The sequence below is a fragment of the Nocardia sp. NBC_01499 genome, assembly GCF_045040275.1.
Classification (GTDB): domain Bacteria; phylum Actinomycetota; class Actinomycetes; order Mycobacteriales; family Mycobacteriaceae; genus Nocardia.
In genome coordinates this window covers 9,244,800-9,260,906 of sequence record NZ_CP109426.1, presented here as the reverse complement: position 1 = coordinate 9,260,906, position 16,107 = coordinate 9,244,800, and the positions used below count along the sequence as shown (strand labels likewise).

The 16,107-nt window shown below is 68.3% G+C and carries 1 protein-coding gene; it reads right to left on the bottom strand.

What is annotated here, in order from left to right:
- Positions 1–3 precede the first annotated feature (3 nt).
- Positions 4–16,107, bottom strand: coding sequence for an SDR family NAD(P)-dependent oxidoreductase (locus OG203_RS42100; RefSeq protein WP_405162771.1), 16,104 nt, complete (start codon positions 16,105–16,107; stop codon positions 4–6).

The following is a 16,107-nucleotide window of genomic DNA, read 5'->3' as shown; positions in this document are numbered from 1 at the left end:
ACCTCATCGCGGTGTCGCGGCGGCGCCGGGCAGCGCGCCGAGCCACTGCTCGATCACCTCCGCCGTCGCGCCCGCCTGGGATTCGAGCATGGTGAAATGGTTCGCTTCGACGGGTCGCAACACCTGTGTGGCGTCCCAGGGTTGGGCCTGCCAGCTGGTGTCGGCGGCGTCCATGGGTTCGGCGAAGAACGATTCGAGGCACTGCACGAACAGCACCGGTGCCGCGATCCGCCCCGGCGCCATGCCGCGCAGCAGATCGGCGTAGCGGCCCATCGAGGACAGTCGCGCGCTGTCGAAACCGCCGAACGCCGATTCCATGTCCAGCATCCCGAAGACGAGTTCCTTCGCGATGCCGATATCGCCGCCGCCCTCGCTGCGGTAGGTGTCGAGCAGCACCACACCGGTCGGCGGTATGCCGCGCACGGTCTCCAGGTATTCGGCGACGGCGTAGGCGAGGGTGCCGCCCGCCGAGTAGCCGAGCAGCGCGAAGGGGTGCCCGTCCGCGGCGGCGAGCACGCTGTTCGCGATCACCTCGATGGCGGCTGCGGCGGTGGCGGGCAGCGGCTCGCCGGGCGCGAATCCGGACAGCGGGACGGCGAGCACGGTGCGGACGTCGCGGAATCGGGCGGCGAGCCGGGCGGTTTGGAAGACGCCACCGGTCGCCATCGGCGTGCTGATGCAGACCAAGCGCGGATCCGCGGGCCCCTCCGCCAAAGTCAGGGGTTGTGTCCCCGCGTCGAGGTCGGCCGCCGAATCGAAGCTCGGGCGCAGGCCAGCGGTCGCGGTAAGCAATTCGAAACCCTGTGGGAGGCGGTCCGCGTAGACGGCGGCGCGGAAGAGGGCGCTCACCGTGTCCGGGCCGCCGGTCTGGCTGGTCGACGGCCGCGTATCGCCGAGGTCGGCACTGAGTTCGGCCCGCAGGTAACGGGCCAGCTCGGCCGGACTCTTGTTGTCGAACACCACCATTGGCGGCAGTCGAAGACCGAGTGCCTTGCCGAGGGTGTTGCGCAGTTCCATCGCGGCGAGTGAGTCGAATCCGCTTTCCAGGAAGTCCCGTGCCGGGTCGACGTCGTCGGGGTCGGTGTGGCCGAGCAGGGCCGCGGCGCTGCGGCGGATCACCTCGACCAGGTGCGCCACCTGTCCGTCCTCGTCGAGATCGGCGAGCGCGCGCCGTAGCGAGCCGGTATCGACGGTGCCCGCCGCCGTGCGTCTGCGGACGGTGGTGACCAGGCCGTCGAACAGCGGCGGGAGGTCGCTGCCCGCCGCGGCCAGTGTCGCGAGGTCGAGCCGGACGGCGGCGAGGACCGGTGCGCCGACGATGCCCGCGGTGTCGAACAAGGCCAAGCCCTGCTCCTCGGTGAGCGCCTCGATTCCGGTGCGCGCCATACGCTTTCGGCTCGTGTAGTCGAGTCCGCCTGCCATTCCGGTGTCGCCACCCCACATGCCCCAGGCCAGTGACTGCCCGGCCAGTCCGTTCGCGCGTCGGTGCGTCGCCAGGGCGTCGAGGAAGGCGTTCGCCGCCGCGTAGTTGCCCTGTCCGGCATTGCCGAAAATGCCTGAGACAGAAGAGAACAGCACGAACGCGGATAGATTCTCGGTGAGTTCGTGCAGGTTCAGGGCCGCGTCCACCTTTGGCCGCAGCACCGTGTCCATGCGCTCCGGTGTCAGCGACCCGATCACCGCGTCGTCCAGCACGCCCGCGACGTGTACCACCGCGGACAGTGTGCGTCCGTCGAGGAGTTGGGCCGCCGCGGCGCGGTCGGCTATATCGCAGGCGATCAGCTCGACTTCGGCTCCGCGAGCGGTCAGTTCCGAACACAGCTCGGCCATGCCGTTGGCGGCCGGACCGCGTCGGCTCACCAGCACGAGCTGCCGCCCGCCACGGTCGACCAGATGTCGCGCAAGCAGCCGACCCAGCCTCCCTGACGCACCGGAGACGAGTACCGGGCCCGTACCGAAGTCTGCGGTGGCGGGCTCGCCGACCGGAACCTTGGTGAGTCGGGCACCGAACACCGTGCCGTCACGCACCAGTACCTGCGTCTCACCACGCGACAGCGCGGCGCGGACATCGAGCGAATCGTCGGTGTCCACCAACACAATTCGGCCGGGATCCTCGGCCTGCGCGGACCGGATGAGGCCGCATACTGCAGCGCCCGCCAGATCGGTCACGTCCTCACCCGGGCGGGCGACGGCGCCCTTGGTGACCACCGCGAGGGTCGACTCGGCGTACCTCGGATCGGCCAGCCACTGCTGGAGCACGCCGAGCACGTGGCGGGTTGTCGTGTGGACGGCGGCGCTGTCGTTGCCCGGCTCGACGGCCAAGGTCGCCACGTCGGGCACCGGACTGCCCGCGGCGACGGCGGCCCAGTCTGCCGTCGATGCCTCGACTGAGCCGAGTGGGACCGGCGACCACGCCACCTCGAACAACGCGTCATGGAAGGCGGGACTCGTCGGGCCGAATTGGTCGGCGGGCACCGAACGCGACACCAGCGATCCGACGGAGAGGACGGGCTGACCTTCGCCGTCGGCCATGGCGAGGGCGACGCTGTCCGCCCCGAGGTGGGTGATCCGGACGCGAAGCACCGACGCTCCCCCGGCGTGCAGGGCCACGTCGGACCAGGAGAACGGCAGGATGAGCGCGTCGCGCGCGTCGTCGCTGTCCGCGCCGCCGAAGCGCAGGCCGTGCAGGCAGGCGTCCAGCAGTGCGGGGTGCATTCCGTATCGTGCGGCCTCGGTGTGGGCGGCGTCGGGCAGCGCGACCTCGGCGTACAGGTCGCCCGCCGCGGTCCAGGCGGAGCGCAGGCCGCGGAACAGTGGGCCGTAGTGGTAGCCGCTGTCTTCCAGGAGTTCATAGGCGTTGTCGAGTTCGACCGGGGTCGTACCGGGCGGCGGCCAGGTCATCAGGTCGAAGGTCGGCTGCGGCGCGTGTTCGGTGAGGACGCCGCTGGCGTGCAATGTCCATGGCAGGTCGGTCGTCCGGGAATGGATGGTCAGGGTCCGAGACGCGACATCGTCGGGTTCGCCGACCATCACTTGGAGCTGAACACCGTCGTGATCGGGCAGCACGAGGGGCGCGTGCAGGACCAGCTCGTCCAGTGCGGCGCAGCCGACCGCGTCGCCCGCTCGGATCGCCAGTTCGACAAACCCGGTGCCGGGGAACAGGATCGAGCCGCCTACCCGGTGCTCGGCCAGCCACGGCTGGGTATCGACCGACAGTCGGCCGGTGAGCATCGTCGCACCGTCCGGAAGGACCACCCGCGCCCCGAGCAGCGGGTGGTCTACCGCGTCCATGCCTATCGAGGCTGGGTCGTCGTGCTGGGAATCGTCATTCAACCAGAAGGTTTCGTGCTGGAAGGGGTAAGTGGGCAAGTCGACTCGATGTGCGTGGTGGCCCGCGAAGAACCGTGCCCAATCCACTCGCGCACCGGAGGCGTGTAGGCGAGCCAGGGCGGTGACGACGGTTGTTGCCTCGTCGCGGTCGGCGCGCAGTGTCGGTACCACCGTGTTGTCGCCGAACCTGGTTCCGGTGGTGTCGATTTCGTCGAGGGTTTGCTGAATCATTGTGGCCAGCACCGCATCCGGGCCGATCTCTACGAAGCGGGACACACCCGCATCGGCCAGATAGCGCACACCATCGGCGAAACGCACCGTCTCGCGCACGTGCCGGACCCAATACGCGGCGTCGAAACGATCGATGAGCTGACCGGTCAGGTTCGACACCACGGGCAGCTCCGGCACTTGATAGGCGATCGTCTCGGCGACAGCGCTGAACTCCGCGAGCATGGGTTCCACCAAGGCCGAGTGGAACGCGTGCGAGACCCGCAGCCGAGTGACCTTGCGGCCCTGCGACTCCCACCGATCCGCCACCGATCGCACCTGCTCATCGGCACCGGACAACACCACCGAGCCCGGGGCGTTGATCGCCGCGATACTCACGCCATCGATCAGATCCGGGGTCACCTCGGCTTCGCTGGCCTGGACGGCAACCATCGCGCCGCCGACCGGCAATGCCTGCATCAACCGACCGCGCGCCGCAACCAGTCGAGCCGCGTCCGGCAGCGACAGGACTCCGGCCACATGCGCCGCGACCAATTCGCCGATCGAATGGCCGGCCACGAACTCCGGTCGCACACCCCAGGATTCGAGCAGGTGGAACAGTGCCACCTCGAAGGCGAACAACCCGGCCTGTGTCCACCTGGTCTGTTCGAGCAAGGTTGCGTCATCACCCCACAGCACCTCGCGCAATGGGCGCTCCAGCTGCGTATCGAGTTCGGCCGCAACAGCATCGAACGTCTCGGCGAACACCGGATAGGTCGCGTGCAGTTGCTGCCCCATCCCCAACCGCTGTGCGCCCTGACCGGAGAACACCATCGCGGTCTTGCCGCCGCGCACCGAATCCGCCACGCCAGCAAGGTCGGCCAGTGCCACCTCGAAATCGCTGCGGTTGTTGGCGATTACGACCATGCGGTGATCGAATGCCACGCGCTCGGTCGCGAGGGTGAATGCCACGTCTACTGGGTCAACGTCCGGGTTGTCGGCGACGAATGCCCGCAGCCGCTCCGCCTGACTGTGCACCGCCTGGCTGGTCTTTCCGGACAGCACCCACGGAACCATCGTGTCTGACCGACGCTCACCGATGGCACTGATTTCCGGTCCCTGCTCGATGATCACGTGGGCGTTGGTGCCGCTGATACCGAACGAGGAGACAGCCGCTCGCCGTGGCCGATCCACCTGCGGCCACGGCCGCGCTTCGGTCAACAACTCCACCGCGCCCTCGGACCAATCCACCTGCGGCGTCGGCTCATTCACGTGCAAGGTCTTCGGCAGCACACCATGGCGCATCGCCATGATCATCTTGATGATGCCGCCGACACCCGCCGCGGCCTGCGCGTGCCCGATATTGGATTTGATCGACCCCAACCACAACGGATCCGCAGGCCTGTCCTGCCCGTAGGTCGCCAGCAACGCCTGCGCCTCGATCGGATCACCGAGCTTCGTGCCGGTCCCGTGTGCTTCGACCGCATCGACATCGGCGAATGACAAACCGGCATTGGCCAATGCCTGCCGGATCACCCGCTGCTGCGACGGTCCGTTCGGCGCCGTCAAACCATTCGACGCACCATCCTGATTCACCGCGACGCCACGAACCAACGCGATCACCGGATGACCAAGCCTGCGCGCATCCGACAGCCGCTCGACCAGCAGGACACCGACGCCTTCGGACCATCCTGTGCCATCGGCGTTGGCGGCGAACGATTTACAGCGCCCATCGGCCGACAACCCGCGCTGTCGACTGAACTCGATGAAAGGATCTGGTGTCGCCATGACGGCCACGCCGCTCGCCAGCGCCAAGGAGCACTCGCCCGAGCGCAGCGCCTGACTCGCCAGGTGCAGCGCGACCAACGACGACGAGCACGCCGTATCCACCGTCACCGACGGACCTTCCAGCCCGAACACATACGACAACCGCCCCGACGCGATCGCACCGGTCGCACTGTTGGCCGCGTAGTCGTGGTACATCATCCCGGCGAAGACACCGGTCGCGCTGCCGCGCAGCACATTCGGATCGATGCCCGCTCGTTCGAATGCCTCCCATGAACATTCGAGCAACAACCGCTGCTGCGGGTCCATCCCGAACGCCTCGTTCGGGCTGATCCCGAAGAACGCCGGATCGAAATCGGCCGCGTCGTAAAGGAACCCACCCTCGCGCACGTAACTCTTCCCCGCCACACCGGGTTCCGGATCGAACAACCGGCCGATGTCCCACCCTCGATCGACTGGGAACTCCGACACCGCGTCCACTCCGCCGGCGACCAGCCGCCACAGATCCTCCGGCGAGGCAACACCACCCGGATACCGGCACGCCATACCGACGATGGCGATCGGCTCGTCGAGGTTGCCCTCGGTCGCGGTGACGACCGCCGTGTTCGACGCCGCGCCCGACAGCAGGCCGACCACGTACTCGGCGACGGCGTGCGCGTTCGGATAGTCGAACACCAGCGTCGCGGGCAGGCGCACGCCCACCGCTTCGGCCAGCGCGTTGCGGAACTCGACGGCGCTCAGCGAGTCGAAGCCGAGTTCATTGAACGCCCGGTCGGGCGCCACCGCCTCCGCACCGTGGTGTCCGAGCACCGCCGCCGCACGACCACGCACCAACTCGAGCACCGCGTCGAGCCGTTCCGCCGCGGGCAGCGCGGCCAGCCGACTCGTCGCGACGCCGGTGAGCGCGGCCTTGCGGCGTGATCGGCTGCGGACCAATCCGTGGAACAGCGTGGGCAATTCGTCGCCCGCTCCGCGCAGGGCAGCGATGTCCAACTGGATCGGCAGCAGCACGGGCTCATCGATGGCAGCCGCGGCGTCGAACAGCGCGAGGCCCTGTTCGTGGGACAGCGCGCCCATCCCGGACCGCGCCAGCCGCTGCAGCCCCGCCTCCGTCAGCCGCCCGCTCATCCCCGCGCGGCCGGCCCACATGCCCCAGGCCAGCGACTGCGCGGGCAGTCCGTGCGCGCGACGGTGCACGGCCAGGGCGTCCAGGAAGGCGTTGGCCGCCGCGTAATTGGCTTGTCCCGCATTGCCGAGGACACCGGCAGCCGAGGAGAAGAGCACGAAAGCGGACAGGTCGCTGGTGAGTTCGTGCAGGTTCATCGCCGCGTCCACCTTCGGCCGCAGCACGGCGGCCAGACGCTCCGGGGTCAGCGAGCCGAGCAATCCGTCGTCCAGGGTTCCGGCCACGTGCACGACGCCGGTCAGCGATCGACCGTCCAGCAGCGCGGCCGCCGCGGCACGATCGGCCAGGTCGCACGCGACGACCTCTACGTCAGCGCCGAGAGCGGCCAGGTCGGCGCGCAACTCGGCCATGCCGTCGGCGGCCGCGCCACGCCTGCTCACCAGTACCAGACTGCGGACGCCGTGCTCGGCGAGATGGCGAGATACCAACCGCCCCAGCATTCCTGCGGCGCCGGACACCAGCACCGGACCGCTGCCGAACCGTTCGACCCGCGCCTCATCCGGCACCGGAACCCGCGCCAGTCGTGCCGCGAACACCGCACCCCCGCGCAGCACGATCTGCGATTCGCCGATCGATAGCGCGACCGAAAGATCCAGGGAGCCATCGGTATCCACGAGGACGACGCGGCCGGGGTACTCCGCCTGCGCCGCGCGCATCAACCCCAACACCGCGGCACTGGCCAGGTCCGTGATGTCCTCGCCGGGCAGCGCCACCGCGCCGGTGCTGACGATCGCCAGCACCGATGTCGCGAACCGTTCGTCGGCCAGCCAGGTCCGCGCTCGATCGAGTGCCCGCCAAGTCTGCGCGTGCACGGCGGTGGCGTCATTGCCCCGTTCGGTAGTCAGGACAACGACATCGGGTGGCACGTCATCGAATACGCTCCCCCACTCGATGATTCGCATCGGATCGGCACCTACCGGCGAAATCGGCGACCACGTCAGCTGGAACAACGAGTCCGTCGATCCGGACGACTCGAGTTGCGTCGCCGATACTGGCCGAGAAGCCAGCGACCGGACCGATAGCACGGGCGCTCCGGTCGGATCGGCCACGTCCAGCGAGATGGCTTTCACACCAGCGGTTTTGATCCGCACGCGCACTTCGGTCGCGCCAGCCGCGTGCAGCGCGATCCCCTGCCACGCGAACGGCAATGCCGCCTCGCCGTCGTCCGCGCCGAGCAGCGCGTGTACGGCGGCATCGAGCAGTGCGGGGTGGATGCCGAAGCGCTCGCCGTCCGCCAGGGCCTGTTCGGGCAGGGCGACCTCGGCATAGACGTCGTCTCCCGATGTCCATGCGGCGGTGACGCCCTGGAAGGTCGGGCCGTACCCGAACCCCTTGTCCGCCAGCGCGGGATAGAGATCGTCGACCGGAAGGGGTGTCGAGCCCGCGGGCGGCCAGTCCGCGCCATCGAAAGCCGGAGCGGTAACCCGTTCGGACAGCACGCCTTCGGCGCAGAGTGTCCATGGCGCGGTGACGTGGTTCTCGTCCCTGGCGTGAATGGTGACCGTGCGATCGGCGGTGTCCTCGAGCGGGCCGACGCTGACCTGGAACTGGATTCCGCCGCGCGCCGGAAGCGCCAGCGGAGCCTGAATCGTCAACTCCTCCAGGGTGCTACAGCCGACCTGATCCCCGGCTCGGATGGCCAGTTCGACGAAGGCGGTACCCGGCAGCAGCACCGTACCGAGCACGGCGTGGTCGGCCAGCCACGGCTGATCGCGCACCGACAACCTGCCGGTGAGCACGACGGTGTCGGTCTCCGGTGCGGGAATGATCGCGCCGAGCAGCGGATGCTCGATGGCCTCCAGTCCGATCGCGGTCGCGTCCGAGGTCATGACTTTCGGGGCGAGCCAATAGTTTTGGTGCTCGAACGGATAGGTGGGGAGATCGACTCGGCGCGCGCCGTTGCCCGCGAAGAACCGCGCCCAATCCACCCGCGCGCCGCAGGCATGGAGGCGAGTTACAGCGGTGACCACGGTGGTGGCTTCATCGTTATCGGCACGCAGTGTCGGCACGACCCGCGCGTTAGTCGAGGTGTCGTCGAGCGTGTGCTGAATCATCGCCGCCAGCACCGCATCCGGTCCCAGCTCCACGAATCGAGCCACACCCGCGTCCGCCAAATACCGCACGCCATCGGCGAAACGCACCGTCTCCCGTACATGCCGCACCCAATACTCGGCATCGAAACGCTCCACCAGTTGCCCGGTCAGATTCGATACCACGGCAAGTTCAGGCACTCGATATGTGACGGATTCGGCGGTCGCACGGAATTCCTCCAGCATCGGCTCCATCAACGCCGAGTGGAACGCATGCGAGACCCGCAAGCGAGTTACCTTGCGGCCCTGCGCCTCCCACTGATCGGCGACAGCGGTTACTTGCTCAACGGAACCGGACAGCACCACCGACCCCGGCGCGTTGACCGCCGCGATACTCACGCCCTCGACCAGGTCCGGAGTTATCTCGGCCGCGCTGGCTTGCACGGCGATCATCACGCCACCGACGGGGAGCGCCTGCATCAACCGACCGCGCGCCGCAACCAACCGCGCCGCATCCGGCAGCGCGAACACTCCGGCCACATGGGCCGCTGTCAGCTCACCGATCGAGTGACCGCCAACGAACTCTGTTCGTAGACCCCAGGATTCGAGCAGCCGGAACAAGGCCACCTCGAACGCGAACAGACCAGCCTGCGCCCACTGTGTCTGCTCGAGCAAGCCGGGATCGTCACCCCACACCACCTCGCGCAATGGCCGTTCCAAATGCGTATCCAGCTCCGCGACAACGGCATCGAACGCCACGGCGAATGCCGGATACGCGCCATACAGCCGCTGCCCCATGCCCAACCGCTGCGCACCCTGACCGGAGAACACCACTGCGGTCTTTCCACCGCGCACCGAATCCACGACACCGTCGGCGATCGAGGCCAGATCCGCGGCCAGCTCTGCCCGCTCTGAACCGATCACCGCCGCACGGTGTTCGAATCCGACCCGCTCGGTCGCCAAGGTGAACGCCACATCCATCGGATCCAGCTCCGGGTGGCTTTCCACATGTGCCCGCAGCCGCTCGACCTGAGCGAGCAACGCCTGCTTCGTCTTTCCGGACAGCAGCCACGGAATCACCGGCAGGGCAACCCGATCAGGCTCTGCCGTCACGTCATCGGGTGCCTGCTCGATGATCACATGCGCATTCGTGCCACTGATCCCGAAGGACGAAATCCCGGCCCGCCGCGGCCGATCGTCCGCAGGCCACGGCCGCGCCTCGGTCAACAACTCGACCGCGCCTTCGGACCAATCCACCTGCCGCGTCGGCTCTTCCACATGCAACGTCTTCGGCAAGACACCGTGCCGCATCGCCATGACCATCTTGATGATCCCGCCGACTCCCGCGGCGGCCTGCGCATGCCCGATATTCGATTTGATTGAACCCAACCACAACGGATGATCCGCAGGCCGATCCTGCCCATACGTCGCAAGCAATGCCTGTGCCTCGATCGGATCACCGAGCGTCGTCCCGGTCCCGTGCGCCTCGACCGTATCGACCTCGGCGGACGACAGACCGGCATTGGCCAACGCCTGCCGAATCACCCGCTGTTGCGACGGACCGCTGGGTGCCGTCAAACCATTCGATGCCCCATCGGAATTCACCGCCGACCCCGCCACCACCGCCAACACCGGATGGCCGTTGCGTCGTGCGTCCGACAACCGCTCCAGCACGAGCACCCCGACTCCCTCGGCCCATCCCGTCCCATCCGCGGTCGTGGAGAACGACTTACACCGCCCATCCGCCGACAACCCACGCTGACGACTGAACTCGACGAACATGCCCGGTGTCCCCATCACCGCCACCCCGCTGGCCAGTGCCAGCGAGCACTCCCCCGACCGCAATGCCTGACTGGCCAGATGCAACGCCACCAGCGACGACGAGCACGCCGTATCCACCGTCACCGACGGCCCTTCCAGCCCGAACACATACGACAACCGACCCGAGACCAAACTCCCCCCGCTGGCCGCCGCGGCCTCCACGCCTAACCCGTAGTCGTGATACATCAGACCGGCGAACACTCCGGTCGCGCTGCCTCGCAACGAATCAGCCTCGATGCCCGCGCGTTCGAAGGCCTCCCACGAGCATTCGAGCAACAATCGCTGCTGCGGATCCATGTACAACGCCTCGTTCGGACTGATCCCGAAGAAGTCCGCATCGAATCCACCTGCGCCGTAGAGGAACCCACCTTCACGCGCATAGGTCTTGCCCGGTACGCCCGGCTCGGGGTCGTATACGTCATCGATGTGCCAACCGCGATCGTCCGGGAACTCCGTCACCGCGTCCACCCCGTCGGCGACCAACCGCCACAGATCCTCCGGTGTCGAAACCCCATGGGGATAGCGGCAACTCATCGCCACGATCACGATCGGCTCGTCATCAATCGGTGTCCGCGCCGCTACCGCGCGTGCCACGGTGACGCTCCCGGCGAGCTTCTCGACGAGGTGACCCGCCACCGCCTGCGAGGTCGGATAATCGAAGATCAGCGTCGCGGGCAGCCGCAGCGCGGTCGCCGCGTTCAACTGGTTACGCAGTTCGACCGCGGCCAGCGAATCGAACCCCAACTCCTGGAACGCTTTATCCGGCGCGACCGCGTCGGGCGATGCGTGGCCGAGCACCGTGGCGACCTGAGTGCGCACCAAGTTCAGGACGGCGTCCGCGCGTTGTGCCTCGGTCAGTCCGGCGAGGCGCTGCGCGAGCGCGGTGCCATCGCCGCTGGCGACCTGCCGTGCCGGGGTCCGGACGAACCCGCGCAGCAAGGCCGGGATGGTGTCCGTGCGCGTCCGCAGGGCCGTAACGTCGACCCGCATGGGGACCAGCAGCGGGTCCCCGATGCCGAGTGCGGCATCGAAGAGGGCGAGCCCCTCCTCGGCAGTGAACGCAGGAATTCCCTGGCGCCGCATACGATTACGGTCCGCATCGGTCAGCCACTGGCTGAGGCCCGCGTCGATTCCCCACAGTCCCCAGGCCAGCGTGGTCGCGGGCAATCCCGCTTCCCTGCGGTGCACCGCGAGGCCGTCGAGGAAGACGTTCGCCGCCGCGTAACCGCCCTGCCCGGCCGCGAGGATCATGCCACCGGCCGACGAGAACAGCACGAACGCGGACAGGTCGAGGTCACGGGTCAGTTCGTGCAGATGCCACGCGCCGTCGGCCTTCGCGGCGAGCACACCGTCGATCAGTTCGGGCGTCAACGCGCCGATCAGCCCGTTGTAGGCAACGCCCGCCGCGTGCACGACCCCGGTCAGCGGATGTTCGGCGGGCACGGCCGCGATCAGCTCGGCCAGGGCGGCTCGGTCGGACACGTCGCAGGCGACAAGGGTGACGTCCGCGCCGAGTTCGGTCAGTTCGGCGCGCAGGTCGTCGGCACCGGGCGCGGCCGGGCCGCTGCGACTGGTCAGTACCAGCCGTCGTACTCCGTGCCGGAGCACCAGGTGGCGGGCGATCAGCGCGCCGATTCCGCCGGTGCCGCCGGTGATCAGGACCGTGCCATCCACGCCCAACACCAGTTCAGATCGATCAGTCGCTGTGACTCGAACCAGCCTCGGCACCAACACCTTTCCCGCGCGCACCGCCAACTCCGGCTCGCCGAGTACCACCGTCGCGGTGGCCACCGCCGCTGACTCGTCGACGTCGGCCAGGACGAACCTGTCCGGGTTCTCCGCCTGCGCCGCACGCACCAGTCCCCATACCGGCGCTTGGCTCAACGTGATCTCGGCCGATTCGGTCCGCGTGTCCACCGCGTTCCTGGTGACCACCACCAGCCGCGCGTCGGCGAAACGCGGCTCAGCCAGCCATTCCTGCAAGACCGCCAGCACCCGGTACGCGACCGAGCGCGTCGCAGTCGGCACCTCGCCGTCTGCCTCCGGGCATTCGAACACCACGACATCCGGCACCGGCTCGCCCGCGACGAGCGCTTCCCACGTTCCCGTCGAGTGCTCAACAGCGGACACTGCGGCAGGCTGCCACTCGATGCGGAACACCGAGTCGCCCTGCCCCGCCGCGTTGATCTGATCGGCCGACACCGGCCGCGACACCAGCGACGCCACCGAAAGCACCGGCCTGCCAGCGGTATCCGCGACCTGCACCGCGATACTGTCGGCGGAGGTCGGCGCGATCCGCACGCGCAGCGCCGAGGCGCCGACGGCGTGCAGGGCGACGCCGTTCCAGGCGAACGGCAGCACGGTCTCGCCGTCGCGGTGTCCGCCGTCCTCGAGTATCGCGATGTGCATCGCGGCGTCGAGCAGTGCGGGGTGGATGCCGAAGCGCTCGGCGTCGGGCCGGGCCTGCTCGGGCAACGCGACCTCGGCGAATACCTCGTCCCCTCGCCGCCAAGCCGCACGCAGCCCCTGGAAGACCGGTCCGTAGCCGTAGCCTGCGCGCGACAGCACCGCATAGGCGTCGGTGACCGCCACCGACTCCGCACCCGGCGGCGGCCATCGCGTCAGATCGAATTCGGTTGTGGCCGTCTGATTTCCGAGCATGCCCTCCGCGTGTACCGTCCACGGCGCGGCCGGATCGTCTTCGCGGGAATGGATGCTCAGCGAGCGACGGCCGGTGTCGTCCGGCGCGCCGACCACGACCTGCACGACAACGGGGTCACCGTCGGGCAGCAACAGCGGTGCGCGCAGCGTCAGCTCCTCCACTGTCCCGCAGCCGACCTCATCCCCCGCACGGATGGCAAGTTCTACGAATCCCGTGCCGGGCAACAACACTCGACCGAACACATCATGCTCGGCCAACCACGGCTGGGTACTGGTCGACAGGGAACCGGTGAACACCACGCCATCCGAATCCGCGAGCACCACAACGGCACCGAGCAACGGGTGCGCGGCCGAACGCAAACCGAGCGACCTCGGATCACCGCCGGTCGACGGCTCGGCCGCCCAAAACCGTTCCCGCTGAAAGGGATAGGTCGGCAGGTCGACCCGTCGACCGACGGACATCACCGCGGCCAAGTCGACTTGCCCGCCGCGAACATGCAGCGCACCCAGCGAGGTCAGGAACCGGTCGAGGCCGCCGTCGTCGCGGTGCAGCGAGCCGACGATCACGTTGTCGGGCACGATCGCGTCGACCGTCTGCTGCACCCAGGTGGTGATCACCGGATGCGGGCTCACCTCGACGAAGGTGTCGTAGCCCGCTTCGGCCAGCCCGCGCGCCGCCTGCTCGAATTCGACCGGCTCACGCAGATTCCGGTACCAGTACTCGGCATCCAGCTCGGTGGTGTCCACCCAATCGCCGAGCATGGTGGAGAAGAACGGAACCGTCCCCGCACGCGGTGCCACCCCGGCCAGTACCGCGGCGAGCTCGTCGCGGATCTCGTCGACGTGCACCGAGTGCGCGGCGAAGTCGACGCCGGGCACCATCCAGCGGAACACGCCGGCCTCGGACAGCTCAGCCCCCAGGGCATCGAGTGCAACCGGGTCACCAGAGACGACCACCGAGGCAGGACCATTCACCGCCGCGACGGAAAGGCGACCGTCCCACGCGGCCAACCGCTCTCGCAGCGGGCCGACCTCCTGGGCGACGAACATCATCGCGCCCTTACCGGTGAGCGCGCGCAACGCTTTGCTGCGCAGCGCGACGATCCGGGCCCCGTCGTGCAGCGAAAGTCCGCCCGCCACCACGGCCGCGGCGATCTCGCCCTGGCTGTGCCCGACCACCGCCCGCGGCTCGACACCGCAGGAACGCCACAGCGCCGCCAGCGACACCATCATCGAAAACAGCACCGGCTGAACCACATCGACACGCTCCAGCGGCGGCGCATCGGGGTCGCCGCGCAGCACGTCGAGCAACGACCACTCGAGGAACGGATCCAGCGCCGCCGCGCACGACCGGATGCTTTCCGCGAAAACCGGTGCCGACTCCAGCAGTTCGGCGGCCATACCCGCCCACTGCGAGCCCTGACCCGGGAACACGAATACCGTCTTGCCCGTGACATCGGCGCGCCCATGGGTGAGGTACGGATTGTGCGCGTCGTCCACCAGTGCTTGCAGCGCCGACCGCAATCGGTCCCGATCCGCAGCCGCGATGACCGCGCGGTATTCGAAGGTGGCGCGGGTATTCAGCAGGGAGACAGCGAGATCCGCGACGCTGGCCTCGGGATGGGCATCGAGGTGCGTGAGCAGCGCACGGGCCTGATCCTGTAGGGCCCCCGCGCTTTTGCCGGACAGCAGCAGTGGCGCCGCCGACGCCGGGGCGACTGCTGGCTCGGGTTCGTCTTGTGGCGGTGCCTGTTCGATGATCACGTGCGCATTGGTGCCGCTGATCCCGAAGGAGGAGATCGCGGCGCGGCGCGGATGCTCGGCTTGCGGCCACGGCCGCGTCTCGGTCAGCAGTTCTACCGCACCGGATTGCCAATCCACCTGTGGCGTTGGCTCTTCCGCGTGCAGCGTCTTGGGCAGCATGCCGTGACGCATCGCCATGACCATCTTGATGATCCCCGCCGCACCGGCCGCGGCCTGAGTGTGCCCCATGTTCGATTTGATCGACCCCAACCACAACGGCCGATCCTGCGCCCGCCCTTGGCCATACGTCGCCAGCAACGCCTGCGCCTCGATCGGATCACCCAGCTTCGTGCCGGTACCGTGCGCCTCGACCACATCGACCTGATCCGCGGGCACCTGCGCATTCGCCAGCGCCTGGCGGATCACCCGCTGCTGCGACGGACCACTCGGCGCGGTCAAACCATTCGACGCGCCATCGGAATTCACCGCCGAACCGGCCACCACTGCCAACACCGGATGACCATTGCGCAGCGCGTCCGACAACCGCTCGACCAGCAGCACACCGGCACCCTCGCCCCACCCGGTGCCGTCGGTGCCCGCCGAAAACGACTTCGACCGACCGTCTTTGGCGAGCACCGTCTGCCTGCTGAACTCGACGAAGGTGTCCGGTGTCGCCATCACCGCGACGCCACCGGCGAGGGCAAGGGAGCATTCGCCCGACCGTAACGCCTGACTGGCCAGGTGCAGGGCGACCAACGACGACGAACACGCCGTATCCACCGTCACCGACGGACCTTCGAAGCCGAACACGTACGAAACACGGCCCGAAGCAATGGCACCGGCGGCGTCGCTGAAGGCGTAATCGTGATACATCAGACCGGTGAACACCCCGGTCGTACTGCCTTTCAACGTGGCGGGATCGATACCGGCCCGCTCGAACGCCTCCCAGGAGATCTCCAGCATCAGGCGCTGCTGCGGGTCCATGTACAGCGCCTCGTTCGGGCTGATGCCGAAGAACGCGGGATCGAAATCCGCAGCGTCGTAAAGGAATCCACCCTCCTTGGTGTAGGACTTGCCCGGCTTACCCGGCTCGGGGTCGTACAGGTTCGCCACGTCCCAGCCGCGGTCGCCGGGGAATTCCGAGATGGTATCGACGCCGTCGGCCACCACGGTCCACAGCTGCTCCGGTGAGCTGATGCCACCGGGAAAGCGGCACGCCATGCCGATGATGGCGATGGGTTCGCGGGTCGCCGCGGCCAGCTTCCGGTTCTGCCTGCGCAGCCGATCGGTCTCCTTCAGCGACGCTCGCAGTGCGTCGACCAGCTTCTGATCGTTGTCGGCCAT

Excerpts from the sequence above, each read along its gene's own strand:
- OG203_RS42100 (WP_405162771.1), bottom strand. The coding sequence starts at position 16,107 with ATGGCCGACAACGATCAGAAGCTGGTCGACGCACTGCGAGCGTCGCTG.